The 26,992-nt window shown below is 65.2% G+C and carries 19 protein-coding genes, 2 tRNA genes and 2 pseudogenes; 14 read left to right on the top strand and 9 right to left on the bottom strand.

The features are described from left to right. The first annotated feature begins 2 nt into the window (after positions 1 to 2). Entirely contained in the window at positions 3 to 1,535 is a 1,533-nt protein-coding gene (locus tag OVA11_RS12990) for an acyl-CoA carboxylase subunit beta (RefSeq protein ID WP_268067757.1), read from the top strand. Positions 1,536 to 1,811: 276 nt separating this feature from the next. Here OVA11_RS12990 and OVA11_RS19830 read toward each other — a convergent pair. After that, positions 1,812 to 1,954 (bottom strand): annotated as a pseudogene (locus OVA11_RS19830) (hypothetical protein); the annotation flags it as partial. Here OVA11_RS19830 and OVA11_RS19825 point away from each other — a divergent pair. Further along, a pseudogene (locus tag OVA11_RS19825) lies at positions 1,953 to 2,073 on the top strand (hypothetical protein); the annotation flags it as partial. The pseudogenes OVA11_RS19830 and OVA11_RS19825 overlap by 2 nt on opposite strands. A gap of 276 nt (positions 2,074 to 2,349) precedes the next feature. On the opposite strand, the gene parE reads toward OVA11_RS19825, so the two are convergent. The 3 genes from parE to OVA11_RS12970 all read right to left on the bottom strand — a co-directional run bounded on the left by parE (position 2,350) and on the right by OVA11_RS12970 (position 7,469). After that, positions 2,350 to 4,443: a DNA topoisomerase IV subunit B gene (parE, locus tag OVA11_RS12980; protein ID WP_268067756.1), complete on the bottom strand. Its 2,094-nt coding sequence runs from the start codon at positions 4,441 to 4,443 to the stop codon at positions 2,350 to 2,352. A gap of 204 nt (positions 4,444 to 4,647) precedes the next feature. After that, positions 4,648 to 6,000: an amidohydrolase family protein gene (locus tag OVA11_RS12975; protein WP_268067755.1), complete on the bottom strand. Its 1,353-nt coding sequence runs from the start codon at positions 5,998 to 6,000 to the stop codon at positions 4,648 to 4,650. Continuing rightward, positions 6,000 to 7,469 (bottom strand): amidohydrolase, encoded by a 1,470-nt coding sequence (locus tag OVA11_RS12970; RefSeq protein WP_268067754.1) that lies wholly within the window; start codon positions 7,467 to 7,469, stop codon positions 6,000 to 6,002. The genes OVA11_RS12975 and OVA11_RS12970 overlap by 1 nt, the downstream gene beginning before the upstream one ends. 169 nt (positions 7,470 to 7,638) lie before the next feature. On the opposite strand from OVA11_RS12970, the gene OVA11_RS12965 reads away from it, so the two are divergent. Further along, positions 7,639 to 8,034: a putative quinol monooxygenase gene (locus OVA11_RS12965; protein ID WP_268068974.1), complete on the top strand. Its 396-nt coding sequence runs from the start codon at positions 7,639 to 7,641 to the stop codon at positions 8,032 to 8,034. 64 nt (positions 8,035 to 8,098) lie between these two features. On the opposite strand, the gene OVA11_RS12960 is transcribed toward OVA11_RS12965, so the two are convergent. The 3 genes from OVA11_RS12960 to OVA11_RS12950 all read right to left on the bottom strand — a co-directional run bounded on the left by OVA11_RS12960 (position 8,099) and on the right by OVA11_RS12950 (position 12,365). After that, positions 8,099 to 10,279, bottom strand: a complete 2,181-nt coding sequence (locus OVA11_RS12960; protein ID WP_268067753.1) for a TonB-dependent receptor — start codon at positions 10,277 to 10,279, stop codon at positions 8,099 to 8,101. Positions 10,280 to 10,573: 294 nt separating this feature from the next. Then, entirely contained in the window at positions 10,574 to 11,983 is a 1,410-nt protein-coding gene (gene glnA / locus OVA11_RS12955) for a type I glutamate--ammonia ligase (protein ID WP_010919835.1), read from the bottom strand. Positions 11,984 to 12,026: 43 nt separating this feature from the next. Continuing rightward, a complete protein-coding gene (locus OVA11_RS12950) occupies positions 12,027 to 12,365 on the bottom strand; it encodes a P-II family nitrogen regulator (RefSeq protein WP_010919834.1) in 339 nt (112 codons plus the stop codon). Positions 12,366 to 12,601: 236 nt separating this feature from the next. On the opposite strand from OVA11_RS12950, the gene OVA11_RS12945 reads away from it, so the two are divergent. The 6 genes from OVA11_RS12945 (at position 12,602) to OVA11_RS12920 (ending at position 18,670) form a co-directional block, all read left to right on the top strand. Further along, positions 12,602 to 14,152, top strand: coding sequence for an acetyl-CoA acetyltransferase (locus OVA11_RS12945; RefSeq protein WP_268067752.1), 1,551 nt, complete (start codon positions 12,602 to 12,604; stop codon positions 14,150 to 14,152). A gap of 5 nt (positions 14,153 to 14,157) precedes the next feature. Beyond that, complete coding sequence (locus OVA11_RS12940; RefSeq protein WP_268067751.1) at positions 14,158 to 14,727, top strand: histidine phosphatase family protein; 570 nt, start codon at positions 14,158 to 14,160, stop codon at positions 14,725 to 14,727. Between the two features lie 9 nt (positions 14,728 to 14,736). Beyond that, a complete protein-coding gene (locus OVA11_RS12935) occupies positions 14,737 to 16,188 on the top strand; it encodes an NAD(P)H-hydrate dehydratase (RefSeq protein ID WP_268067750.1) in 1,452 nt (483 codons plus the stop codon). A gap of 44 nt (positions 16,189 to 16,232) precedes the next feature. Next, a tRNA-Leu gene (locus tag OVA11_RS12930) sits at positions 16,233 to 16,317 on the top strand. 184 nt (positions 16,318 to 16,501) lie between these two features. Beyond that, positions 16,502 to 17,860: a trigger factor gene (gene tig / locus OVA11_RS12925; protein ID WP_268068973.1), complete on the top strand. Its 1,359-nt coding sequence runs from the start codon at positions 16,502 to 16,504 to the stop codon at positions 17,858 to 17,860. Between the two features lie 168 nt (positions 17,861 to 18,028). Further along, positions 18,029 to 18,670, top strand: a complete 642-nt coding sequence (locus OVA11_RS12920; RefSeq protein WP_012640374.1) for an ATP-dependent Clp protease proteolytic subunit — start codon at positions 18,029 to 18,031, stop codon at positions 18,668 to 18,670. 78 nt (positions 18,671 to 18,748) lie between these two features. Here the strand turns inward: OVA11_RS12920 and OVA11_RS12915 are convergent, their stop codons facing one another. After that, complete coding sequence (locus OVA11_RS12915) at positions 18,749 to 19,417, bottom strand: HAD-IB family hydrolase (protein ID WP_096033412.1); 669 nt, start codon at positions 19,415 to 19,417, stop codon at positions 18,749 to 18,751. A gap of 335 nt (positions 19,418 to 19,752) precedes the next feature. Here OVA11_RS12915 and clpX point away from each other — a divergent pair, with 335 nt between their 5' ends. The 5 genes from clpX to OVA11_RS12890 all read left to right on the top strand — a co-directional run bounded on the left by clpX (position 19,753) and on the right by OVA11_RS12890 (position 25,933). Beyond that, the gene (clpX, locus tag OVA11_RS12910; RefSeq protein WP_010919827.1) at positions 19,753 to 21,015 is read left to right on the top strand and encodes an ATP-dependent Clp protease ATP-binding subunit ClpX; all 1,263 of its coding nucleotides are present in this window, start codon (positions 19,753 to 19,755) and stop codon (positions 21,013 to 21,015) included. Positions 21,016 to 21,409: 394 nt separating this feature from the next. Next, a complete protein-coding gene (gene lon, locus OVA11_RS12905; protein ID WP_268067749.1) occupies positions 21,410 to 23,809 on the top strand; it encodes an endopeptidase La in 2,400 nt (799 codons plus the stop codon). A 143-nt stretch (positions 23,810 to 23,952) separates the two neighbouring features. Continuing rightward, positions 23,953 to 24,231 (top strand): HU family DNA-binding protein, encoded by a 279-nt coding sequence (locus OVA11_RS12900; RefSeq protein WP_010919825.1) that lies wholly within the window; start codon positions 23,953 to 23,955, stop codon positions 24,229 to 24,231. Positions 24,232 to 24,337: 106 nt separating this feature from the next. Then, positions 24,338 to 24,412: transfer RNA gene (locus tag OVA11_RS12895), tRNA-Val, on the top strand. Between the two features lie 303 nt (positions 24,413 to 24,715). Then, on the top strand, positions 24,716 to 25,933 hold the full coding sequence (locus tag OVA11_RS12890) for a glycosyltransferase family 4 protein (protein WP_268067748.1): 1,218 nt from the start codon (positions 24,716 to 24,718) through the stop codon (positions 25,931 to 25,933). Here the strand turns inward: OVA11_RS12890 and OVA11_RS12885 are convergent. Next, a complete protein-coding gene (locus OVA11_RS12885) occupies positions 25,930 to 26,943 on the bottom strand; it encodes an LLM class flavin-dependent oxidoreductase (RefSeq protein WP_268067747.1) in 1,014 nt (337 codons plus the stop codon). The genes OVA11_RS12890 and OVA11_RS12885 overlap by 4 nt on opposite strands. Between the last annotated feature and the right edge of the window lie 49 nt (positions 26,944 to 26,992).

Here is a 26,992-nt window from a genome sequence, read left to right as displayed (position 1 = left end):
GCGTGCAGCACATTCTCGAGGAACTGGAGCGTCGTCGCCAGCAGGCCAAGGCCGGGGGCGGCGAGAAGCGCGTCGCCAGCCAACACGCCAAGGGCAAGCTGACCGCCCGTGAGCGCATCGAGCTGCTGCTGGACGAGGGCTCCTTCGAAGAGTTCGACATGTTCGTCGAGCACCGCTGCGCCGATTTCGGCATGCAAGACCAGAAGATCCCCGGCGACGGCGTCGTCACCGGCTGGGGGACGATCAACGGCAAGGTCGTCTACGTCTTTTCCAAGGACTTCACCGTGTTCGGCGGCAGCCTGTCGAACGCCCACGCCCAGAAGATCGTCAAGGTGCAGCGCCAGGCCATGAAGGTCGGCGCGCCGGTGATCGGTCTGTTCGACGCCGGCGGCGCCCGCATCCAGGAAGGCGTCGACAGCCTGGCCGGCTATGCCGACATCTTCGTTGAGAACGTCATGGCCTCGGGCGTTATCCCGCAGATCAGCGTGATCATGGGCCCGTGCGCCGGCGGTGACGTTTATTCGCCGGCCATGACCGACTTCATCTTCATGGTGAAGGATACGAGCTACATGTTCGTGACCGGCCCGGACGTCGTGAAGACCGTCACCAACGAGGTCGTCACCGCTGAGGAGCTGGGCGGGGCCCGGGTCCACGCGGCCAAGTCGGGCGTCGCCGAGGGCGCGTTCGAGAACGATCTGGAGGCCATGACCCAAGTCCGCCGCCTGATCGACTTCCTGCCGTCATCCAACCGCGAGCCTGCGCCCGAGCGCGAGAGCTTCGATGAGCCGCTACGCGATGAGATGAGCCTGGACACCCTGGTCCCGGCCGATCCGACCAAGCCCTATGACATGAAGGAACTGATCCTGAAGGTCGTCGATGAGGCGGATTTCTTCGAGATCTCGAGCGAGTGGGCCAAGAACATCATCTGTGGTTTCGCCCGGATGGACGGCGAGACGGTCGGTATTGTCGCCAACCAGCCGCAGGTTCTGGCCGGCGTTCTGGACATCGACAGCTCGCGCAAGGCCGCACGCTTCGTGCGCTTCTGCGACGCCTTCAACATCCCGATCGTCACCTTCGTTGACGTGCCGGGCTTCATGCCGGGCACCAAGCAGGAGTACGGCGGCCTGATCAAACACGGCGCCAAGCTGCTGTTCGCCTATACCGAGGCGACTGTGCCGAAGATCACCGTCATCACCCGCAAGGCCTATGGCGGCGCCTATGACGTGATGAGTTCCAAGCACCTGCGCGGCGACCTCAACTACGCCTGGCCCACGGCCGAGATCGCGGTCATGGGCGCCAAGGGGGCTGTCGAGATCATCTTCCGTCAGGAGGCCAAGGACCCTGAGGCCCTGGCGGCGCGCGAAGCCGAGTACAAGGACCGCTTCGCCAACCCGTTCGTCGCCGCCCAGCGCGGCTATATCGACGACGTGATCATGCCCCACAGCACCCGCCGCCGGATCGTGCGCGGCCTGAAGAGCCTGAAGGGCAAGGAACTCTCCAACCCCTGGAAGAAGCACGACAACATCCCGCTGTAGGGGAGCTTATCCCCGGATCGGGACGGGCGCGAAAATCCCTCTCTCTTGGAGAGAGGATGGGGCCCGCGCCGCAGGCGTGGGAGGGTGAGAGGTTGCGGTTTTTTCCTTGAAAATCCCACCTTTTCAGTCGCTTGCTAGGCTCTGCCTTGTCCGGAGAGGGTGTAACCACTCACCCTTCCAAGCTTTGCTTGGGCCCCTCCCTCTCTCGTAGAGAGAGGGGATCGGATGGGCGTTCGTGTTGTTTCGTCCCCGGCTTGAAAACCTGTCGTAATCTCTACCCACCTCGTCGCGAGGAAAGGGCGCATGGCCAGCGACCATCGTGGCGGCGGGGGGCGGTCGAGCGGGACAGGTTCGAGGGGGATACTCGAACGGTCCGGGGCTGAGCTTGCTGGGCTCACCCGCCCGCCGTCGGCGTGGTTGGAGGCAAAGGGATGTGTCTTAGCCTGGATTGGCTCGTCCTCTCCCACCGCTGGGAGCCTCGGGAAACCGAGGAGCCCAGGTCCCGGTAAGGCCTGAACAGGGCCACCTGACGGGACGCTGGCGAATAACGGCTGCGCGGAGCGTCGGGCTTCGTCGAAACGGTATCTACAAACTCACACTCCGGACGAACGTCCGGCGCTCCGCGTCCCTTTCCAGACCTTCAGCGGGAGACCGCGTGAAGCGGCGGCGGCGTGCGCGAAGCCTTCTTCCCCCTCCGAGGGAGGAGCGCGCAGCGCGGAGGGGGCAAGTCAGGAAAGGGCCCGTTGACGCCCCAGGCCCCCACCTGACCGCTTCGCGGTCGTCCGCCCCCGGAGGGGGCGGAAGGATCTCGCCCCTACAAATCCAGATCCGCCGACGCGAACTCGGCGTTTTCCTGGATGAAGCGGAAGCGCAGTTCGGGCTTGCGGCCCATCAGGGTCTCGACGAGGTCTTCGACGCTTTCCTCGTGGCGGGGCAGGGTGACGCGGGCCAGGGTACGCTTCTTGGGGTCCATGGTGGTCTCCTTCAGCTGGGAGGCCATCATCTCGCCCAGGCCTTTGAAGCGGCCGATCTCGGGCTTCTTGCCCTTGAACACCGTGGCCAGCAGCTCGTCCTTGTGGGCGTCGTCGCGGGCGTACTCGCTCTTGCCGCCGTGGGCCAAGCGGTACAGCGGCGGCAGGGCCAGGAACAGGTGACCGCCCCGGATCAGCTCGGGCATGGTCCGGTAGAAGAAGGTGATCAGCAGCGAGGCGATGTGGGCGCCGTCGACGTCGGCGTCGGTCATGATGATGATCCGCTCGTAGCGCAGATCTTCCTCGCGGTACTTGGCGCCGGCCTGGGCGCCCAGGGCCAGCATCAGGTCCGACAGCTCCTTGTTGGCGGTGAACTTCTCGCCGCTCGCCGAGGCCACGTTCAGGATCTTGCCGCGCAGGGGAAGAATGGCCTGGTACTTGCGGTCGCGGGCCTGTTTGGCCGAGCCGCCGGCGCTGTCGCCTTCGACGATGAACAGTTCGGCCCCGTCGACCGCGCCGCCGGCGCAGTCGGCCAGCTTGCCGGGCAGGCGCAGCTTGCGGGTCGCGCTGGCGCGGGAGACTTCCTTGTCCTTGCGGCGCTTGAGGCGTTCCTCGGCTCGCTCGATGACGAATTCCAGGAGGGCCTGGGCGTTCTTAGGGCTGGACGACAGCCACAGGTCGAACGGGTCGCGCAACGAGGCCTCGACGAAGCGTTGGGCCTCGCTGGTCGAGAGCTTCTCCTTGGTCTGGCCCTGGAACTCGGGGTTCTTGATGAACACCGAGATCAGGGCGCCGGCCTGGGCGACGACGTCGTCGGCCGTGATGATCGTCCCGCGCTTCTCGCCCTTGAGCTCGGCATAAGCCTTGAGGCCGCGGGTCAGGGCGGCGCGGAAGCCGCTCTCGTGGGTGCCGCCTTCGGGGGTGGGCACGGTGTTGCAGTACGACTGCATGAAGCCGTCGTGCTCGCCAAAGCCCTGCGGGGTCCAGGTGACGGCCCACTCGACCGCGCCGGCCTCGCCCAGGCGCTCGATGCGGCCCGAGAAGCTTTCGGGCGTGATCGTGGTCAGGCCCTTAGTCCGTTCGGCCAGGAAGTCGGCCAGGCCGTTGGGGAAGTGGAACGTGGCTTCGGGCGGGGTCTGGTCATGGATCCGCGAGGGATCGCAGGACCATTTGATCTGCACGCCCCGGAACAGATAGGCCTTCGAGCGGGCCATACGGTAGAGGCGGGCGGGCTTGAAGTTGGTCCCCTCGCCGAAGATCTCGTCGTCGGGCTTGAAGCGCACCATGGTGCCCTTCTTCTTCGACGGCGCGACCTGCTGGATCGGCCCCAGCGGCTTGCCGCGGGCGAAGACCTGGAGATGTTCGAAGCCGTCGCGCCAGACGGTGACCTCGACGCGCTCGGACAGGGCGTTGACGACGCTGGCGCCGACGCCGTGCAGACCGCCGGAAGTCTCGTAGGCCTTGCCCGTGAACTTACCGCCGGCGTGCAGGACGGTCATGATGACCTCCAGCGCCGACTTGCCGGGATATTTGGGGTGCGGGTCGACGGGCATGCCGCGACCGTCGTCCTTGACCGACAGGTAGCCGTCGGCGTCGAGCTTGACTTCGATGGTCTTGGCGAAGCCGGCCACGGCCTCGTCCATCGAGTTGTCCAGCACTTCGGCGAACAGGTGGTGCAGGGCCCGCTCGTCGGTGCCGCCGATGTACATGCCCGGCCGCTTGCGGACCGGCTCCAGGCCTTCCAGCACCTCGATGTCGGCGGCCGAGTACTCACCCGGCTTGCCGGGGGGCGCAGCCTTCGACGGCGGGGGCGGCGGGATCGGACGCGGCGTTGGCTCGACGTGCGGCTCCACGCTGGCCTTGAACGGCGCGGCGGGGACCGGCGCCAGGGCGTCGTCGTCACCAAACAGGGAAGGGGTCTTATCGGAGGAGGACATCAGGGGAAGTCTAGGCGATTCGAACGCGGGGGCCTCGTATGGCGGTCCCGACATCCCCTGAAAAGAGAAAGTTGGGGACGCCCCCTCCGTCACGTCGCCTATCGGTGCCGCGCCACCTCCCCCGCTTCGCAAGGGAGGAGGAGCGTATCCTCCCCCGTGAAACGGGGGAGGTGGCCCGCAGGGCCGGAGGGGGCGCTCTCCAGTCTAGCGATAGGCCGGCGGATAGCCGGTCTGGTCGCTGGCCGCGTAGCGGGCCTTCAGCTGCTGGTGGCGACCGTCCTTGGGCTGCTCGACGCCGCCGACCAACACGGCCGTGGGCCAGCTGGTCGTCTCCAGCGGATCGCCGTTCCAGACGACCACGTCGGCGACCTTGCCGACCTCGAGCGAACCGACCTTGTCGGCCTGGCCCCAGATCTTGGCCGGGACCAGGGTCACGGCGGCGAGAGCGGCCGGATAGGGCAGGCCGTTGGCGACCGCCAGACCGGCGTTCAGGCGCTCCTGGCGCAGGTTGTTGAAGTCCCGCGCGCCGTTGATCGCCACAGTGACGCCGGCGGCGTGAAGCCGAGCGGCGTTGTCGAGGCGCGAGCCCAGGGTCTCGAAGCTGCCGGGCAGGGACGCTTGCGGATCCAGGATCACCGGAACCCCGGCCTTGGCGATCTCGGCCGCGACCATCCAGCCTTCCTCGACGCCTTCGAGGACGATCTTGATCTTCTCGTCGGCCGCCAGCTTCAGCGCCTGGCGAATGTCGGCGGCGCGAGAGACGCGGATCAACAGCGGGGTCTTGCCCTGGACGACCGGGATCAGCGCCGCAAGGTCCAGACGCGAGAGCCCGAAGTCGCGGGTGGCGCCCTGCTCGAACGCCGCGCGGCGGTTGGCGAACGCACGAGCGTCCTCCAGGGCCGAGCGGATCAGGATCAGGTTGGCGCCGCGCGAGCCGCCTGCCGCCCGAGCGCCGCTTTCGCCGAGCGACACGGTGACGGCCAGCTTGGAGGCCTCGACGATGTCGGTGCTGCCGGCCTTCAGGCGGATGAACGCGGCCTGGCCGCCGAACAGCGGCGGATCGCCGTCGCCATGAGCGCCGGCGGTCATCTCTTCGACCACGCCGTCGTCGGCATGCTGGTGCGCGCCGCCGCCCGTCCCGGACAGCACGGGGGTGACGGCCGAGCCGGTGATACCGCCGTCCCGGGCAAGGCCCAGGAACGTCGAGGCCGGATTGATGGCGTAGCTGATGTCGAAAGCTGCGCTCAGGGCGCTACCGGTGGAGTCGTCACGGGTCTCACGAACGCCGCTGATCTCCGAGGCGCCGAGGTTGGACGACGGCGCGATGAGGCCGGGGGTGACGACCCCGCCCTTGGCGTCGATGACGCGGGCGCCGGCCGGAACCGAGACGCTGGCGCCCAGGGCGGCGATCTTGCCGTCCTTGATCACCAGGGTCCCGCTCGGAATGGCGGCGCTGGACACCGGCTCGATGCGGGCGTTGACGATGGCGACCGTCTGGGCCGCCGCGGGAAGGGCCAGGGCGCAGGCGGCGCTGGCGAGAAGCAGGGACCGGATCATCAGTTGAACGCTCCTTGGCCGGCTTGGCCGAGCTCGAAATCGGACTTGGGCTGGAAGCGCGGGTCCTTGCGGTCGTAGGTCAGGGCGCCGTCGACATAGACCTGTTCGGCCTGGGCGTAGACGCTGAAGGGGTCGCGGCTCCAGACCACCAGGTCGGCGGCCTTGCCCGGCTCGATCGAGCCGGTCTTGTCGCCGATGCCCATGGCCTTGGCCGGGTTGGCGGTGATCCACTTGATCGCCTCGGCGCGCGGGATGTCGATCCCGAGCTTGGCGCCTGCGGCCATGGCGATGGCGGCCTCCTGGTTGAGACGCTGGGTCATGATCGCGTCGTCAGAGTGGATGACGACGCAGGCGCCGTTCTTGGCCAGGATCGCGGCGTTGGCGTCGATGCCGTCCAGGCTTTCCATCTTGAAGCCGGTCCACGAGGCCCAGGTGGCCGAGCAGATCTCTTCCTTGGCCAGCACGGGCGCGAGCTTGTAGCTCTCGATCGCGTGGTGGAACATCGTGATCTTATAGCCAAACTCCTTGGCGATATCGATCATCACAGCCATTTCGTCGGCGCGGTAGCAGTGGTTCTGCACCAGGATCTCGCCCTTCAGCACGCCGGCCAGGGTTTCCATCTGCAGGTCGCGCTTAGGCGCATCAGCCTTCTCGCCCTTGGCGACCTTGGCGCGGTAGTCGTCCCACTTGCGGGCGTAGTCGGCCGCGTCGATCCAGGCTTTGCGGAAGCCGAACACGTTGGCCATGGCCGTCGAGGGGCTGCGGCCACGACCGCCATAGACGCGCTTGGGGTTCTCGCCGCAGGCCATTTTCAGACCGTAAGGCGCGCCGGGGAACTTCATGCCCTGCATGGTCAGCGACGGTACGTTCTTGAGCGTCACCGAGCGACCACCGAACAGGTTGGCCGAACCGGGGAGGATGAGCAGGGTCGTCACACCGCCGGCGCGGGCGCGGTTGAAGCCCGGGTCCTGCGGCCACACCGAGTGCTCCGACCAGACCTGCGCCGTGTTCGGGTCGGTGGCTTCGTTGCCGTCCGACCGGGCCGAGACGCCGGGCGAGGGATAGACACCAAGGTGGCTGTGGGCGTCGACGATGCCGGGCGTGATCCACTTGCCCTTGGCGTCGATCACCGCGATGTCGGCTGGGATCGGAGTGTCGGGTCCGCCGACCGAGCTGATCTTGCCTTCCGAGACAAAGACCACGCCGTTTTCGATCTGCTGGCCCGTCGCTGTCAGCACGGTGGCGCCGACAAAGGCGGTCGCGCGGGCCGGAAGCGGCTTATAGGTCGATGGGAAGCCTGCGGACGCCTGGCCATCCAGGCCCTTGGGCAACGGCTTGATCTCGGCCTTCTCCGCGGGCTTGGCGGGCGTGGAAGACTTGGCGGGACCGCCGGTCCCGGTCGTGGCGCAGGCCGAAAGGCCCAGCGCAAGCAGGCTCGTGGCCATCGCCACCGAACGCCATCTGATCATGAAAAACCCCGACTCTCGAAGAGGCCGGAAGGACAGACGAAAAGAACCGCGTTATCAAGTCAAACGGCGCAAACTTGTCCGTCCGCCCGCAAAAACTTTGCGCGGTGCCTCGAACCTCGCTCGCGCATTTAGGCCGATGGCGCGCGGGTGCGCCGCTAAGGGGGCGAGATTGAGCGATACTGATTTTGGGCGACGGGAAGTCCTGGCCGGCGGCGTGGCGGCCGTCGCGCTCCCGACGGTTTCGAAGGCTCAGGCGGGAGGAATGCCCATGTACGGCTTGATCGGTCAGATGCTCGCAGCGCCGGGCAAGCGTGACGAGCTGCTCGCCATTCTTGCCGAGGGAACGGCGAACATGCCGGGTTGCCTGAGCTATGTGCTCGCCATGGATCCGGCCAACCCCGAGGCGATCTGGATCACGGAGGTCTGGGCCGACAAGGCGGCGCACGCCGCCTCTTTGAAGCTGCCGGCGGTGCAGGCCGCGATTGCGAAGGCAAGGCCCATCATCGCGGGCTTTCCGCAACGCTTTGAAACAACGCCCATCGGCGGCCAAGGCCTGAAGGCCTAGCGCCAGACCGAAAAAGGCCGCGGATCGCTCCGCGGCCTTTCCCAGTCTACCCAGATCTTGCGGCTTAGAAGCGCGCGTCGATCGAGACGCCGATGACACGCGGTTCGTTGACGAACGCGGTCAGGTTGTTGAAGTCGATCGCGCCCTTGATGTTGTGCTCGTTGGTGATGTTGCGAGCGAAGGCCGCGACCTCCCAGCCGCCTTCCTTGTTGGCGTAACCCAGCTTCAGGCCACCTTCGAAATCACCCTTCGAGTAGAATTCCTTCGACTCGTAGAGGAACAGGTTGGTGTAGCCCTGCACCTTCCAATCGGTGAAGGCGAACAGCTCGCCGCTGGCCACCGGATAGGCGTAGCGAGCGGTGAAGTCGAAGGTGTACTTCGGCGCGTTCGGGAAGGGGTTGCCGTTGACCAGAGCCGCACCGGAGGCGGTCGTCGGATCGGTCACCGTGCAGGCGGCGCAGGCGGCCACGGCCAGGGTGCTGTCCTTGATCTCGGTGTGAGCGTAGCTGTAGCCGGCGGTGACGACGAAGTTCGGCGTGACCACGAACTCGCTGTCCAGCTCCAGGCCATAGGCCTCGCCCTTCTTGGCGTTGATCAGGCGGTTGGAGTTGCTGCCGCCGCCGACCGCGCTGAACTGCGGATCGTCGATCGAGTAGGCGAACACCGCGCCGTTCAGGCGCACGCGGCGGTCGAACAGCTCGCTCTTCAGGCCCAGCTCATACGACATGATGGTTTCGGACTTCGCCGCCGAGGCCGGCGAGAAGAACGCGATGTCGCGACCTTGGATCGACGGACCGCGGAAGCCCGAGGCGACCTTGGCGTAGACGCTGACATCTTCGCTGACGGTATAGAACGCCGACAGGTCCCAGCTCAGGTGCGAGTCCGACACCGAAACCGGCGCGGCCATGTTCGGGCCCGAGAGGACTTTCATGTCCTTGTCGTCGTCGGTATAGCGCAGGCCGCCGGTCAGGGAGAGTTGATCGCTGACCTTGTACGACGCCTGACCGAAGACGGCCCAGGCGGTGTTCTTCTGCTGCAGGGTCGTGGCCGAGACGAAGAAGGGGTTGGTCTGGATGGCGTACTTCGTATCGAAGTAGAAGCCGCCGACTTGCCAGCTCAGCGCGCCGTCAGTGTTGCTGGCCAGACGAACTTCCTGGGTCCACTGATCCAGCTCCTTGATCCCGTCCTGGGTGTCCGACTGGAACGGAATGAAGCCCGGGCCCGTGGGATTGCCGCCGTCGATGTCGCCGCGGCTGAAGCCGTGGGTGTTCTCATAGGCAGTGATCGAGGTCAGCTTGGCGAAGCCGAAGTCGTAGCCGATGTTCGCCGAGGCGCCGTAGCCCTTATAGCTCTGCGGGTTGTTGGCGCCGGCGTCGAAATAGACGGTGTCGCGGTCGTAGTTCGCGTTGAGCTTGTTGGAGCCCTTGGTCAGGACGTTGGCGCGGAAGACGGCGGCGGTGCCGTCCAGGTCGCGGCCGTGGACGTTGAACAGGGCGTCCAGCTTCTCGGTCGGGGTGAACAGCAACTGGAGGCGGGCGGCGCGCTCGTTGAAGCCGCCCATGACGTTCTTCTTCTTGGTGAAGCCGTTGTCGATCCAGTCGTCGCGGTGCTGGAACAGAACCGACGCCCGCGCCGCAAGCTTGCCCTCGACCAGAGCGCCGCCGACGCCGCCGTCGAAGGTGAAGGTGTTGAAGCTGCCGTAGGTCGCCGAAGCGCGGCCCTTCATTTCTTCCGACGGCTTGATGGTGTCGAACTTCACGATGCCGGCCGTGGTGTTGCGACCAAACAGGGTGCCCTGCGGGCCGCGCAGCACTTCCACGCGGTCGAGGTCATAGAGCGGCGAGCTCTTCAGGACGACGTTCTCCAGAACGACTTCGTCCTGGATGATCGAAACGGGCTGCGAGGCGGCCAGATCGAAGTCTGCGTTGCCCAGGCCGCGGATGTAGAAGCGCGGCGCGACGCGGCCGTTCGAGGATTCCGCGTACAGGCCCGGCGCCTTGGCCGACAGGGCCAGGATGTCGTCGCCGGCCGCGAAGGTCGATTGCAGGCGCTCGCCGCTGATGGCGGCCACCGAAACCGGAACGTCCTGCAGGTTTTCGCTGCGCTTCTGGGCGGTGATGATGACTTCGCCGACCTTGGTGTCCTGGGCGAACGCCGTCGGGGCGGCGGCCATGGCCGTGACCAGCGCGGCGGCGCCGCACGAGAGCGTCAGGGCGCGACGAAGGGAGCTATTGAGGCTGTGCATGAGATGTCCTGTCGAGACGCCGCGTCGCTGAGTTGTGGTCCAGGCGTTGGCGGCGATTCCGTTTGGGCTGCGATAGGCCAAGTCTCCGCCTGAGGGATATCGCGCATCACGTCTTTTCGGGAACTTGGGGGCGATTGCGTCGTCAATGTTGCGAACTTGCGACAATTTTGTTCAGCCGGCGCCACTTAAGTAATAAGTCGTTCTACTTCTGGAGCGCGGTCCTGGCGCGGCGCAATGAAAAGGGGCCGGAGATCGCTCTCCGGCCCCTTGGCGTTTGTCCTAAGCCCTAAGCGCTTAGCACTTGTAGTACATCTCGAATTCGACCGGGTGCGGGTGCAGTTGCAGGCGCATCACCTCTTCCATCTTCAGCTCGATGTAGCTGTCGATGAAGTCGTCATCCATGACGCCGCCGGCCTTCAGGAAGGCGCGGTCCTTGTCGAGGTTTTCCAGGGCTTCGCGCAGCGAGCCGCAGACTTCCGGGATCTTCTTCTGCTCGCGGGGCGGCAGATCGTACAGGTTCTTGTCGGCCGGAGCGCCCGGATCGATCTTGTTGATGATGCCGTCCAGGCCGGCCATCAGCAGGGCGACGAACGTCAGGTAGGGGTTGCCCATCGGGTCGGGGAAGCGGGCTTCCAGGCGCTTGGCCTTCGGCGAGTCGACGTGCGGGATGCGGATCGAGGCCGAGCGGTTGCGCGAGCTGTAGGCCAGCTTCACCGGAGCTTCGTAGCCGGGCACCAGGCGCTTGTACGAGTTCGTCGTCGAGTTCGAGAACGCGTTGATGGCCTTGGCGTGCTTGATGATGCCGCCGATGTACCACAGGCATTCCTGCGACAGGCCGGCATACTTGTCGCCGGCGAACAGCGGCTTGCCGTCCTGCCAGATCGACTGGTGCACGTGCATGCCCGAACCGTTGTCGGCGAACATCGGCTTGGCCATGAAGGTGGCGGTCTTGCCGTAGGCGGCCGCGACGTTGTGGATGACGTACTTATAGAGCTGCATCCGGTCGGCCATGGTGACCATGGTGTCGAACTTCAGGCCAAGCTCGTGCTGGGCCGGCGCCACTTCGTGGTGGTGCTTTTCCGGCTTCATGCCCAGCTCGCCCATGACGGCCAGCATTTCGCCGCGCAGGTCCTGGCAGCTATCGACCGGATTCACCGGGAAGTAGCCGCCCTTCGGGCCCGGGCGGTGGCCCATGTTGCCTTCGGCGTACTGCTTGTTGGAGTTGACCGGCAGTTCGGTCGAATCGAACGAGTAGCTGGTGTCGTGCGGGGCGGTCGACCAGCGCACGTCGTCGAAGATGAAGAACTCGGCTTCCGGGCCGAAGTAGACAGTGTCGCCCACGCCGGCCGACTTCAGGTAGTTCAGTGCGGCCTTGGCGATCGAACGCGGGTCGCGGTTGTAGGGCGTGCCGGTGTCGGGGTTCACGACGTCGCAGAACAGCGCCAGCGTGGTCTGCTGGTAGAACGGATCGATGATCGCGCTCGACAGGTCGGGGCGCAGCTTCATGTCCGACTCGTTGATGGCCTTCCAGCCGGCGATCGACGAACCGTCGAACATCGTGCCGTCGTTCAGGAAGTCGTCGTCGACCAGGTCGATGTCGAAGGTCACGTGCTGCATCTTGCCGCGCACGTCCGTGAAACGGACGTCGACGTACTTCACGTCCTTTTCCTTGATCAGGTTCAGGATGTCCTTGGCGGTGCTCATTCCGTATCCCCTTGTAGAACTCTTTAGTTGCTGACGAACCGGCCTAGACGGCGGCCGGACCGTTTTCTCCGGTTCGGATGCGGATTACTTCCGCGATCTCCGAGACGAAAATCTTGCCGTCGCCGATGCGGCCCGTGCGGGCGGCGCGGGTGATGGCTTCCAACGCGGGCTCGAGCTGGCTGTCCTCGACGACGACCTCCACCTTGATCTTGGGGAGGAAGTCCACGACGTACTCGGCGCCGCGATAAAGCTCGGTGTGGCCTTTCTGACGGCCGTAGCCCTTGGCCTCGAGCACGGTCATGCCTTGGACGCCCATGTCCTGCAGGGCCTCCTTCACCTCATCCAGCTTGAACGGCTTGATGACGGCTTCGATCTTCTTCATCGGTTCCACTTTCGGGCCCGTCGGCGGCGAACCGCCTTCTCTGAGGCGCAACCATCACGCCGCCCCGCAGGTCGCAAGCGAGCGCTGGCGACAAATCTGACCGAACGGTTGACTTGTGAGCATGTGATTAAAAATTAGGCTTCAACCGCACGCGATTTATGCAAAGCTAAAACCGCATCCAAATGGCCTTGCGGTGCTTCATTTGACGCCTACGATCGCGCCCAACGAACGTTTGAATGGGGGCGGATATGCGCGACGACACACCGGTTTTGATCGGGGCGGGCCAATTCACCTATCGTGGTGAGGCCGCGAATTCGCCGTCGCCGCTGGAACTGCTGAAAGTTGCGGCGGAACGCGCCGTTCTTGATGCCGGTCTGTCTGGAACGGTTCTTGCCGAACTGGACGCTTTAGCGGTCGTGGCGTTCAGCATCGACGCTCCCGGCGGGCTATCGAAGCTTCCGCTGCCGCGTCTCAGCGATCCGCCGGCGTCGCTCGCGCGGGCCGTGTCTGCTTCACCGCGCTGGAGCGTCTATACCGAAACAGGCGGCAACAGCCCGCAGCAGGCGGTCAATGTGGTTTGCGAACGGATCGCTCAAGGCGAGTCCGATCTGGCCCTCGTGACCGGCGCCGAATTCCTCGGCTCGCTGATGAAGCGGATGAAGGGCGGGTTGGGTTTCGAAGGTTGGGGCGACGACATCACGACCGCGCCCCAGCGCATCGGCGATCCTAGGCCTGGGGTGACCCGCCAGGAGGCCGCGCACGGGCTCGGCTATCCGGTCAATACCTATCCGCTGTTCGAGAACGCGCTGCGCGCTCGCGATGGGCGATCGCAGGAAGAGCATCAGGCGCAGCTTGGCGCGTTTTTCGCGCCCTTCACCCAGGTCGCGGCCGCCAATCCACACGCGTGGTTTCCGGTTAAGCGAACCGCCGAGGAACTGGTGACCGTCACTGATCGCAACCGCATGGTCGGCTATCCCTATCCGAAGTATCTCAATGCGATCATGGAGGTGGACCAGTCAGCGGCCGTCTTGATCGCCAGCGTCAGGAAGGCGCGCGAGCTGGGCGTTCCGGAAGACAAGTGGGTCTTCCTGCACGGCTGCGCCGACGCTTGCGACCTCTGGTATCCGCTTGAGCGGCAGGACTATCATTCCAGTCCGGCCATGCGCCTGACGGGCCAACGCGCCTTCGAAATGGCCGGGATCAGCGTGGACGATCTCGACGTCATTGACCTCTACTCGTGCTTCCCGTCGGCCGTGCGGATCGGCGCCGAGGAGATTGGCCTGGCGCTCGACGACCCTCGCGGGCTGACCATTACAGGCGGCCTGCCCTACTTTGGCGGTCCCGGAAACAACTACGCGCTGCACGCCATCGCCGAGATGGTCACGAAGCTGCGGGCTCGGCCGGGCGCTTACGGGCTTTCGACCGCCAACGGCTGGTTCCTGACCAAGCAGTCCGTAGGCATCTATTCAACCCGTCCGGTCGAGGGGAAATGGGAGCGTGAGCCGCCGTCGGTCATTCAGGCCAGGATCGACGCGTTGCCGCACCCGGAGATCATTGAGAAGCCGCAGGGCAGGGCGGTGATCGAGACCTACACGATCGTTCACGGTCGCGAGGGCGTTCGGATGGGGATCGTGATCGGGCGTGACAGCCAAGGCCGCAGGTTTGTCGCCCAGACCCCCGACGAGCCCGAGGTCCTCCGCGATCTGGAGAGTCGCGAAGGTGTCGGACGGACCGGGACCGTCGGGCCGCATCCGGACGGTGTCCGCAACCTCTTCGTACCGGACTGAGCGCCATGAAGATCGTGCATGTCATCCGCCACGGTCGGCCGGCATCCACCTGGGGCGGTGCGGACGATGATCCTGGGCTGGATGAGGTTGGGCTTGCCCAGGCCAGGGCTGTCGCGGATGAGATCTTGAGCTTGCCAGAGCCGGAGCGCCCCTCATGCGTGGTCTCATCTCCGCTGCGACGCTGCCGGGAGACCGCCGCGCCGCTGGCCGAAGCGCTGGGGGTTGCGCTCGTGATCGATCCGCGCGTCGGTGAGATCCCGACGCCTGCGGCCCTCTCGGCCGAGGAGCGTCCCGCCTGGCTGCGCGCGGCTTTCGGTGGGCACTGGGACGAGATTGTCGGCGATCTCGACTACACCAAGTGGACAAGGGCTGTTGCGGCGGCGCTGGGCGAGCATGGCGGCGCGGCGGTGTTCAGCCATTTCGTGGCTCTGAACGGCGCGGTGTCGGTCGCGACCGGACGGCCCGAAGTGATGGCGTTCAGGCCGGACCACTGCTCACGCACGGTGTTCGGAATTGAAGACGACCGCTTGATCCTGATCGCGAAAGGCCGAGAAGCTCAAAGCCAAGTCCTTTGAGGTAGCGCCGTGGCCCGAGAGATCCTGACTGTCGCCGAAATGGCCGCGAGCGACCGCGCCGCTGTTCTGGCGGGCACGCCGACCCCTGTGCTCATGGAGCGCGCCGGGGAAGCGGTGGCGCAGGCGGTGCGAGCCCGCTATCAGCGCCGCCCCGTAGTCGTGTGGTGCGGGCCGGGCGACAATGGCGGGGACGGCTATGTCGCCGCACGCCACCTTCGGCGCCACGGCTGGCCGGTCGTCGTCGAGGCGGCTTATCCGCCGGCTACGGACGCCTGCCGCTGGGCGGCTTCGCGCTGGCGCGGAGAGGTCAAGCCATTGTCCCAGCGCCTGGCGTCCGAGACGCTCTATATTGATGCGATGTTTGGCGCGGGTCTTTCGCGGCCGCTTGAGGGCGAGGTCGCGGAGCTGGCGCGTACCGCCGTACGGCAGGCCTTGACGATCGTCGCGGTTGATACGCCGTCGGGCGTTCACGGCGATACCGGTCGATCCCTGGACGGCGTCGCGCTGGCGGCGGAACTCACCATCACCTTCCACCGTCGCAAGCTCGCGCACGTCTTGATCGAAGGCCGCAAGGCCTGCGGCGACATCCTGGTGGCCGACATCGGGCTTTCCGTGGTGGCGAGCGCTGGGCTTTTCGAGAACGAGCCGTCGCTGTGGCGCGAGCGATACCCATGGCCCGCGATCGATGCTCACAAGCATAGCCGCGGACGATTGAGCGTCGTCAGCGGCGACGCCTGGAACACCGGAGCCGCCCGCCTTGCCGCGCGGGGCGGGTTGAGGATCGGCGCCGGAGCGGTGACTCTGCTTTCGCCGCCGTCGGCTCTGTCTGTGAACGCTAGCCATCTTGAGGCGGTCATGCTGGCGCCGTTTGAGTCTGACGCTGATCTCGCCGCCAAGGCGGAGAAGGCTGACGCAGTCATTATCGGGCCCGCCGCCGGGGTAGGGGACGCGACGGCGCGCAATCTTCGCGCCCTGACGCAAACCGGGGCCGCGCTAGTGGCCGACGCCGATGCGCTGACGAGCTTCCGGGACGATCCCGGCGAACTCTTCGCCTGCCTGGACCGCGATGATGTCCTGACGCCCCATCCGGGGGAGTTCGAGCGGATCTTCCCGGGCCTGCTCGGCAGGTCGCCGGAGCGGATCACCGCAGCGCGCGAGGCGGCGAGCGCGGCGGGCGCAGTCATCCTGCTGAAAGGGGCGGACACGGTCATCGCGGCGCCGGACGGCCGAGCCGCGGTCGGGCTCAACGGGACGCCTTGGCTGGCGACGGCGGGGTCAGGGGATGTCCTCGCCGGCTTTATCGGCGGGCTGTTGGCGCAAGGGATGGGGAGCTTCGAGGCGGCGTGTGCGGGCGCCTGGATACACGCCGAGTGCGGCGCGCTTCATGGACCTGGCCTGATCGCGGAGGATTTGCCAGGCTTGGCCCCCGCGATCCTTGCTCGTCTGCACCAAGAGCGCTGAGCGGGCTTGCGCGCCCCGCGCGCAACCCGTAATGCCGGGCGCACGCGGATGTGGCGAAACTGGTAGACGCACTGGATTTAGGTTCCAGCGCCGCGAGGCGTGGAGGTTCGAGTCCTCTCATCCGCACCACACCTCTCGTAGCGCCCCTTAGGGGGTGCGCGAGTTTTATCGCCGCCGCTCTTGGATGCTCGCGCACGTCGTGACATAAGGGCGCTCTTTCGCCGCCCCGGCACCTCCTGGGCGGCGTCGATCTTTTGGACCCCAGGGCGGAGCTCGGGCGCCCGGCGCCCCGACCCGAGAATTAAGAATGTCGATGCAGATCGTTGAAAAGTCGGGCGAAGGCCTCAGCCGCGTTTTTGGCGTTACGGTGCCCGCGAGTGAACTGGCCACGCGTCTGGAAGCGCGGATCGCCGAAGTCGCTCCGCAAATGAACGTGAAGGGCTTCCGTCCGGGCAAGGTGCCGACGGCCCACGTTCGTCGCCTGTACGGCAAGGCCCTGATGGGCGAAGTCATCGAGCAGGCTCTGAACGAGACGACCACGAAGGTCCTCGAAGAGAACAAGCTGCGTCCGGCCGGCCAGCCTGAGCTGAACCCGTCGTCGGACATGGACAAGGTCATCGCTGGCGGTGAAGACCTGTCGTTCGACCTCGCAGTCGAAGTGATGCCGGAATTCGAGCCGATCGACCCGGCGTCGATCGAGCTGGTGAAGCCCGTTTACAAGGTCTCGGATGAGGAAGTCCAAGAGGCCCTCGACGAGCTGGCCAAGCAGGCTCGCACCTACGAGCCGCGTACCGGCAAGAGCCTGAAGGCCAAGGACGGCGACCAGCTGCTGATCGATTTCGTCGGCACGATCGACGGCGTCGAGTTCGCCGGCGGCAAGGCCGAAGGCGCCGAACTCGTCCTGGGTTCGGGCCAGTTCATCCCGGGCTTTGAAGACCAACTGGTCGGCGCCAAGCCGGGCGACGAAGTCGTCGTCAAGGTGAAGTTCCCGGAAGAGTACCAAGCCAAGGATCTGGCCGGTAAGGACGCCGAGTTCGCCACCAAGGTTCAGGAAGTCCGCGCCCCGGTCGACGGCAAGGCCGACGACGAGCTGGCCAAGCGCCTGGGTCTGTCGGACCTGGCCGCTCTGACCGAGCTGCTGAAGTCCAACCTGGCCGGCCGCTACGACAACTCCTCGCGCTTCAAGCTGAAGCGCGCGCTGCTGGACGTGCTGGACACCAAGCACGACTTCCCGCTGCCGCCGCGCATGGTCGACGCCGAGTTCGCCGGCATCTGGCAACAGGTCGAGGCCGACAAGGCCCGTGGCGGCCTGCCGCCGGAAGACGCCGAGAAGACCGAAGACCAGCTGAAGGACGAGTACAAGAAGATCGCCGAGCGACGCGTGCGCCTGGGTCTGGTGCTCGCCGAGATCGGCCGCAAGAACGACGTGGTCGTCACCGACCAGGAACTGACCGACGCGATCATGCGCGAAGCTCGCCAGTACGGCGCTCAGGCCCAGCAAGTGTTCGACATGTACCGCCAGCGCGCTGACCTGCAGGCCGCTCTGCGCGCCCCGATCTATGAAGACAAGGTCGTCGACCTGATCTTCGGCAAGGCCAAGATCGAAGAGAAGGAAGTTTCCAAGGACGAACTCCTGGAAGAAGACGACCTGCCGGAAGGCTATGGCGGCTAAGGCTTCGCCAGGCTGGAATTGAACGAGGCGCGGCTCGCGAGGGCCGCGCCTTTTTCGTTTCAGGCCGCGTCGCGCGCTCCTTGCAACCTGTTAAGGGGAACGCGATATGCGTGAGCGACGCCGCGCGGAGACTGATTCGTTTCCGCGTCGGCAGCACACACAAAAAGGGTGATCCCCATGATGTACGATCCGGTTTCGACGGCGATGAACCTGGTGCCGATGGTGGTCGAGCAGACCAGCCGCGGTGAGCGCGCTTTCGACATCTTCTCGCGCCTGTTGAAGGAACGGATCATCTTCCTGACCGGTCCGGTCGAGGACGGCATGGCCAGCCTGATCTGTGCTCAGCTGCTCTTCCTCGAGTCCGAGAACCCGAAGAAGGAAATCGCCATGTACATCAACTCGCCGGGCGGCGTGGTGACGGCTGGTCTCGCGATCTATGACACCATGCAGTACATCAAGAGCCCTGTTTCGACGGTGTGCATGGGCATGGCCGCCTCGATGGGTTCGCTGCTGCTGGCCGCCGGCGCCGCTGGTCAGCGTATTTCGTTGCCGAACGCGCGGATCATGGTGCACCAGCCGTCGGGCGGCTTCCGGGGTCAGGCTTCGGATATCGAGCGTCACGCCGAGGACATCATCAAGACCAAGCGCCGCCTCAACGAGATCTACGTCAAGCACTGCGGCCGCACCTATGAAGAGGTCGAGCGCACCCTGGACCGCGACCACTTCATGAGCGCCGACGAGGCCAAGGCCTGGGGCCTGGTCGACCACGTCTACGACAGCCGCGACGCGGCTGAAGCCGGCGCTGAATAGGCCTCAGCGCTTCAACGACAAAGCCGCCAACCAGGAGGTTGGCGGCTTTTTTGTTGCGTTGATCGCGAGGTGGACCGGTTAGGCTGGCTTGCCCCGGAAAATCCGGTAACCCTTCTCATCGGCGATCGCGAGCATCTCGGTGTCGCCGGAGGTGTCGCCATAGGCGGCCGTAAGGCGAACGTCGGGCCCGAAGACCTCGCGCAGGCGGATGACCTTCTCTTTCGCCCGGCAGTTGTTCCCGTCGAGGCCGCCCAGGATGCGTCCGTCGTCCGAGCATCGCAGGCGCGTGCCGATCAGCAGGTCGGCGCCGAGTCCGCGCGCAAAGGGCGCTACGATGAGGTCGGGAGATGCGGTCACGATCACCATCTTCGCGCCCTTGGCCCGCCATCCGCGCCAGACCGCCACTGCGTCAGGGCGCAGCAGCGACGGGGCGAACGCCTCGGCGAAGGCGCGAGCGTCGTTCTCGATCTGCGCGACGGTCGCGCCCTTGAGGAACTGGCGCACCGCGGCGGCCTTGAGCTTTCCGCGATTGCGATCGAACACATAGGCGATGAGCGCCGGCGTCAGGCGCAGCACGCCAAGGGACCACCGTGGGCCCGCGCGCCACTTCAGGAAAGCATTGAAGCTGTCCTTCACGGTCAGGGTGCCGTCGAAATCGAAGGCCACAAGCAACGGCTCATGCCCCATTTCGCCGGTCATCGGGCGCGAGGCGCTCAATCCCTTAGCCATCCAAGAACGCTTAGCCATCTACTTCCATTCAAGCACGTCCAACGCGCCTGGTTCCTCACGAATCCTCGTTTGGTAATAAGGCTATCCGCTCAGAGCCGTAAGAGCCTAGGCGCACGGTGCTTGCACGAGGGGGCCAATCGCCCAATTTAGTGAGGAGCCCATGACACGATCAGACGGGTTCACGCGTTTCACGGCCGAAAGGATCCGGCGAGGCTTGTGAACCTGGCCCGGATCGGGGAATGTCAAGGATTAGACAACTCCCGGCGTGTATTCTGCTTGCTTCGGTGGCGGCGTATGCGCTCGGAAGGGGCGTCTCGGCGTAAGCCGTAGTCGCCATAGTGTGAGAAGCGATCATGACGAAAGCCGCGAGCGGCGACACGAAAAGCACTCTGTACTGCTCTTTCTGCGGAAAGAGCCAACATGAGGTGCGCAAGCTCATCGCGGGACCGACGGTGTTCATTTGCGATGAATGCGTCGAGCTCTGCATGGACATCATCCGCGAAGAGCACAAGATCGCCTTCGTGAAGTCTAAGGACGGCGTCCCGACGCCGCGCGAAATCTGCGAAGTCCTGGATGATTACGTGATCGGTCAAGGTCACGCCAAGAAGGTCCTCGCGGTCGCGGTGCACAATCACTACAAGCGGCTGAACCACGCTTCGAAGAATAACGACGTCGAACTGGCCAAGTCGAACATCCTGCTGGTCGGTCCGACCGGTACGGGTAAGACCCTGCTGGCGCAGACGCTGGCCCGAATCATCGACGTTCCGTTCACGATGGCGGACGCCACGACGCTGACCGAAGCCGGTTACGTCGGTGAAGACGTCGAGAACATCGTGCTGAAGCTGCTGCAGGCCGCCGACTACAATGTCGAGCGCGCCCAGCGCGGCATCGTCTACATCGACGAAATCGACAAGATCAGCCGCAAGTCCGACAACCCGTCGATCACCCGCGACGTGTCGGGCGAGGGCGTGCAGCAGGCTCTGCTGAAGATCATGGAAGGCACGGTCGCCTCCGTGCCGCCGCAGGGCGGGCGCAAGCATCCTCAGCAGGAGTTCCTGCAAGTCGACACCACGAACATCCTGTTCATCTGTGGGGGCGCCTTCGCCGGCCTGGAGAAGATCATCTCGGCGCGCGGTGCGGCCAAGTCGATCGGCTTCGGCGCCAAGGTGACCGATCCCGAAGAGCGCCGGACGGGCGAGATTCTGCGGAACGTCGAGCCCGACGACCTGCAGCGCTTCGGCCTGATCCCGGAGTTCATCGGCCGTCTGCCGGTGGTCGCCACGCTGGAGGATCTGGACGAGGCCGCCCTGGTCAAGATCCTGACCGAGCCGAAGAACGCCTTCGTCAAGCAGTATCAGCGCCTGTTCGAGATGGAGAACATCGGCCTGACCTTCACCGAAGACGCTCTGCATCAGGTGGCCAAGAAGGCCATCGCGCGCAAGACCGGCGCGCGCGGCCTGCGCTCGATCATGGAAGGCATCCTGCTGGAGACCATGTTTGAACTGCCGACCTACGAGGGCGTCGAGGAAGTGGTGGTCAACGCCGAGGTCGTCGAAGGCCGGGCTCAGCCGCTGCTGATCTATGCCGAGAAGAAGGGTGGGGCGGCCTCGGCCTAACCGAAGCCTCCTGCAGCGATCAGGGCGCGCCATCATCGGATGGCGCGCCTTTTTCGTGGATAACTGGCCTCGAGCGCGTGCTTTCGACGCCTCGTCGCACAGGCTGGGCGAGGCGTGAACGCCACGCATGCGCCACCTGCAGGGATATGTGAGGTCTTTTCTTCTGCGTTTTGCCGCAAAATAGGCATAGGGCGCTCAACTTGACCGGTGTCGCGCGACCAGTCGCCGCTGTTGGGCGAGCGCGCTTGAACCGTGTTGTAAAACGTCCACATAAATAACGACCATTCGCCCAGTCCCGGGCGGACGGGCTGATCGACTCAGGCGCATCGTCTGGTGTTACGGCGGCCCGCATGGCTAGGCGCCTTTCAGGGCCTCGGCCGGGAGTATTGAGAACATGTCCGAACTACGTACGCTTCCTGTCTTGCCGCTGCGGGATATCGTTGTGTTCCCGCACATGGTGGTGCCGCTTTTCGTGGGCCGCGATAAATCCGTGCGCGCGCTCGAAGAGGTGATGCGCGGCGACAAGCAGATCCTGCTCGTGACGCAGAAGAACTCGGCTGACGATGATCCGGCGCCGGGCGACATCTTTGAGGTCGGCGTACTGGCCACTGTGCTGCAGCTGCTGAAGCTGCCCGATGGCACCGTGAAGGTTCTGGTCGAGGGCAAGGCGCGCGCCGCCGTCGTGAGCTTCACCGATCAGGAGTCTTACTATGAGGCTCAGATCGGCGAGGTTTCCGAAGACGATGGGGCGGGCCCTGAGGCCGAGGCGCTGTCGCGGGCGGTCGTCGAGCAGTTCGAAAACTACGTGAAGCTGAACAAGAAGGTGCCGCCGGAGGCCCTGGCGTCGATCCCGCAGATCGCCGAGCCGGGCAAGCTGGCCGACAGCATCGCTGCGCACCTGTCGGTGAAGATCGGCGACAAGCAGAACCTGCTGGAAATCTTCGACGTCGTGAAGCGCCTGGAGAAGGTGTTCGCCCTGATGGAGGGCGAGATCTCGGTGCTGCAGGTCGAGAAGAAGATCCGCTCGCGCGTGAAGCGCCAGATGGAGAAGACCCAGCGCGAATATTACCTCAACGAGCAGATGAAGGCGATCCAGCGCGAGCTGGGCGATCCTGACGATGCCCGCGACGAGCTGATCGATCTCGAGAAGCGGATCAAGAAGACCAAGCTTTCCAAGGAAGCCCGCACCAAGGCCGAGAGCGAGCTGAAGAAGCTGCGCAACATGAGCCCGATGTCGGCCGAAAGCACGGTGGTCCGGAACTACCTGGACTGGCTGCTGTCGATCCCGTGGGGCAAGGCCAAGACCAAGAAAATCGACCTCGTCGAGAGCGAAGGCATCCTGGACGCCGACCACTATGGTCTGGAGAAGGTCAAGGAGCGGATCCTTGAGTATCTGGCCGTGCAGGCGCGCACCAACTCGCTGAAGGGGCCGATCCTCTGCCTTGTCGGCCCTCCGGGCGTCGGCAAGACCTCGCTGGGCAAGTCGATCGCCAAGGCGACCGGCCGCGAGTTCGTGCGCATGAGCCTGGGCGGCGTGCGCGATGAAGCCGAGATCCGCGGTCACCGCCGCACCTACATCGGCTCGATGCCCGGCAAGGTCGTCCAGTCGATGAAGAAGGCCAAGACGACCAACGCCTTCGTCCTGCTGGACGAGATCGACAAGATGGGCAGCGACTATCGCGGCGATCCGGCCTCGGCGCTGCTCGAGGTGCTGGACCCGTCGCAAAACTCGACCTTCGGCGATCACTACCTGGAGGTCGACTACGACCTGTCGCAGGTGATGTTCGTCACGACGGCCAACAGCCTGAACATGCCCCAGCCGCTGCTGGACCGCATGGAGATCATCCGCATCCCCGGCTACACCGAGGACGAGAAGCTGGAGATCGCCAAGCGGCACATCCTGCCCAAGCTGGCCAAGGACCACGGCTTGAAGCCGGCCGAGTTCGTCGTACCGGACAAGGCGATCCGTGACCTTATCCGCTACTACACCCGGGAAGCCGGCGTTCGGTCGCTGGAGCGGGAACTGGGCGCCCTGGCGCGCAAGACGGTGCGGGACCTTGCCCGGGAGAAGGTCGCCTCGATCACGATCGACGACGAGCGTCTGGCAAAGTACGCGGGCGTGAAGAAGTACCGCTACGGTGAGACCGACGAGGTCGACCAGGTCGGTATCGTGACGGGCCTGGCCTGGACCGAGTTCGGCGGCGACATTCTCACGATCGAAGCCGTGAAGATGCCGGGCAAGGGTCGCATGCAGATCACCGGCAATCTGAAGGACGTGATGAAGGAGTCGATCGCGGCCGCGAACAGCTATGTGCGCTCGCGCGCGCTGCAGTTCGGCATCAAGCCGCCGGTCTTTGAGAAGACCGACGTCCACATCCACGTTCCGGACGGCGCCACGCCCAAGGACGGGCCCTCGGCCGGTATCGCGATGGCTCTGGCCATGGTCTCGGTTCTGACGGGCATCCCGATCCGCAAGGATATCGCCATGACCGGCGAGATCACCTTGCGGGGACGCGTTACGGCGATTGGCGGCCTGAAGGAAAAGCTGCTCGCCGCACTGCGCTCTGGCGTGAAGACGGTCCTGATCCCGCAGGAGAACGAGAAAGACCTGGCGGACGTGCCGCAAACCGTGAAGGACGGTCTTGAGATCATCCCGGTGTCGACCGTCGATGAGGTGCTCAAGCATGCCCTGACCGGCCCCCTCACGCCGGTGGAGTGGAACGAGGCTGAGGAGCCGATCACCACCTCTGCAAAGAAGGATGACGGCGACAGCGACGCCATGCTGACGCACTAAGATAACTTATCGACGGTAACTTAGGCGGCGCGGGAGTTTCCCGCGCCGCTCGCGTTTGACGGGGCTTTTTCAACCGCCATAATCCTCTTCGAGCGCAGCGTCGTCAGCGATGAAAGCGTCGCCGCTCAGGCTGGGAGAGAAACATGACCACAAAAGCCGAGCTCGTTACGGCGATCGCCGAGAAGGCGGGCATCAACAAGAACCAGGCCAAGGACGCGCTGGAAGCCTTTATCGAAGCGGTTACGGACTCGCTGAAATCGGGCCAAGACGTGCGTCTTGTCGGCTTTGGCACTTTCAAGGCTGTGACCCGCGCGGCTGGAACCGCGCGTAATCCCCGTACCGGTGAGACCGTCAACCGTCCCGCGTCCAAGACGGCCCGCTTCCAGGTCGGCGAAGGTCTGAAGTCTTCGCTCAACAGCTAGGCGGCATATCGATCGTGTCGAGGGTGGGGCGTCGGAGCTCGACGTCCCGCTTTTCGTTTTCCGCTTTGCGCGGAAGGCGAGGGCGGATAGAAGCGCCCACCCAACAGGGCAGTTAGCTCAGCGGTAGAGCGTCTCGTTTACACCGAGAGGGTCGGGGGTTCGATCCCCTCACTGCCCACCATTCTCCTTATCGATAGCGGATGTTTCGCGCGGTCAGACCGCATCGCCGGTTGCGGGTGTCGCGGGCGCTGTGGACATGGTCGGAAACGTGTTGAGCGCCCTGAGGTTCTGTCCGCCGTCGAACGCTTGGCGTGTTCCGAATTTCGAGGCGTGAGCGCCTCGGTCGAAGTGTTGCTGCGGGAAGTCTTGAAGCGTCGAGGTGTCCGTCCAAAGTCTTCTGGTGGCGGCGAGGAACCGTAGCTGTCGCAAAAGCTTTATCGATCTGGCGCCGAATAGGCGGCCAAAGTAGCGATGAGGATTCGGCGTGACGGACACGAGACCCGCCCAGAGTCTTGGCCCTGGTCTCCAGCCTGAGACCCAATCGGCCGGCGGCGAACCGGTCCGTCTTGTCGATACCACCATGCTTTATGCGCCCCGCAGCGGCGGTGTGCGCCGCTACCTGTCCTCGAAGCGCGCGTGGCTGGCCTCACACCGTCCCGATGTTCGCCATACCCTGGTCGTCCCTGGCGCGCGCGATTTTCATGACGGACGCGGGCAGGTGTCCATCTACGCGGCGCCGTTGCCGTTTGGAGCGGGCTACCGCTGGCCGGTCGTGAAGCAGACATGGATGGAGCGTCTGATCCGCCAACAGCCCGACCTCATCGAGGCGGGGGATCCCTACACGCCAGGCCTCGCGGCGCTGCGCGCTGGCGACGCGCTGGGTGTGCCGGTGGTCGGGTTCTGTCATACCGACCTTGGAAAGCTCGCCGCGCTGCATATCGGCGATTGGGCGGAAAAGCCCGTACAGAAGCGTTGGGCGGCGATCTATCGTCAATTCGATCAAGCCGTGGCCCCCAGCCGTTTCATCGCTGGAAGGCTGATCGAGGCAGGCGTCCGCGACGCGATCGGGCTGCCGCTCGGCGTGGATACGGGCATCTTCCATCCCGAGCGCGGGGATCGAGACGGGTTGAGGCGGCGGCTGGGCCTTTCGCCCAAGGATCGGCTTCTGGTTTTTGCCGGCCGCCCCGCCAGGGAAAAGAGGCTCGATGTGCTGGTCGCCGCCGTCGAACGGTTGGGTGACCCCTACAAGCTCCTGTTTGTCGGGGCGGGAGGCGGCGCTCCGGTCAGCGACCGGACGCTCTGCATCGACTATGTCCGCGATCCCGTCGAACTGGCGTCCATCCTCGCCAGTTGTGACGCGTTTGTTCACGGCAATGACAACGAACCTTTCGGCTTGATCGTGCTGGAAGCCATGGCCTGCGGCTTACCGGTCGTGGGCGTGTCCGCCGGCGGAGTCGCCGAGTCGGTGGATGCGGAGGTCGGCCAGCTGGCGCTGGCCTCGGAGGCGGCAGCGTTCGCCGACGCCATCGAGGCCCTGTTCGAGCGTGACGTGACGGTCGTGGGCGAGGCGGCGCGACGCCGCGCGGTTGAACGGCATTGCTGGGATGCCGTCTTTACCGAGCTTTGCCTGATCTACGATCGGCTCACGGGGCGACCCGCCTTCAGTAGCGCCTCGGCCCACGCGGCCCACGCGGCCCACTAGGCGCGCAAGGACGCCAGGATCTCATAGCTGCGCCTGCGCGCCGTGTGATCATGGATCTGGGCGGCGGCCATCAGTTCGTCCGCGCCTGTCAGTTCGAGCACGCGGTCGATCTTGCGCCTCACCGTCTCAGGCGAGCCGATTGCGGCGTACTGCAGCGTGTGATCCAACCCCGCCAGCTCGCCCGGCGAGGCGTGCTCGCGAATATCGTCCACCGGCGGCGGCAGAAGGCCCGGACGCCCACGCCGCAAGGCCAGGAACTGCTGCTGAGTCGAGGTCGACAGCCGCTTAGCCTCCTCGTCGGTGTCGGCGGCGCAAACGCCGATGCAGACCATGGCGTAGGGGCGGTCCAGGCTTTCCGACGGCTTGAAGTGGCGTCGATACAGCGCCAGGGCCTCGATCAGGGCGTCCGGCGCAAAGTGCGCGGCGAATGCGTAGGGCAGGCCCAGCGCCGCCGCCAGCTGCGCGCCCCAGGTCGAGGAGCCCAGAATCCAGATGGGAACGTCCTGGCTCTCGCCTGGGACGGCGCGCACGCTCTGATCCGCGCTCGCCGGCTTGAACCAGTGCTGCAGCTCGACAACGTCCTGAGCGAACGAATCGACCGCGCCGGCATAGCGTCGAAGGGCGCGCATCGTCGCTTGATCCGTACCTGGCGCGCGGCCCAGGCCCAGATCAATGCGTCCAGGATAGAGCGCGTTCAGGGTGCCAAACTGCTCGGCCACCATCAGCGGTGCATGGTTTGGCAGCATGACGCCGCCCGAGCCGACCCGAATCGTCTTCGTCGCGGCCGCCACCTGGCCGATGACCACGGCCGTCGCCGCACTGGCGATTCCCGGCATGTTGTGGTGCTCGGCGAGCCAGTAGCGGTGAAACCCGAGCGTTTCAGCATGTTGCGCCAGATCGATGCTGTTTCTCAGCGCCTGCCCGACACTGGAACCTTGCGGAACGGGCGCAAGGTCAAGAACCGAAATGGGTGGAAGAGCGGCGTTGGTCATGTCCGCTAGATGGCGCATGCAGCCACAGACACAAGCTTCCGCTGTGTAACGTCATGATTTCCAGGGA

Origin of the sequence: Caulobacter sp. SL161, assembly GCF_026672375.1 — a bacterium.
In the GTDB taxonomy this organism is placed as follows: domain Bacteria; phylum Pseudomonadota; class Alphaproteobacteria; order Caulobacterales; family Caulobacteraceae; genus Caulobacter.
This window is presented reverse-complemented; position numbering and strand designations above follow the sequence as displayed.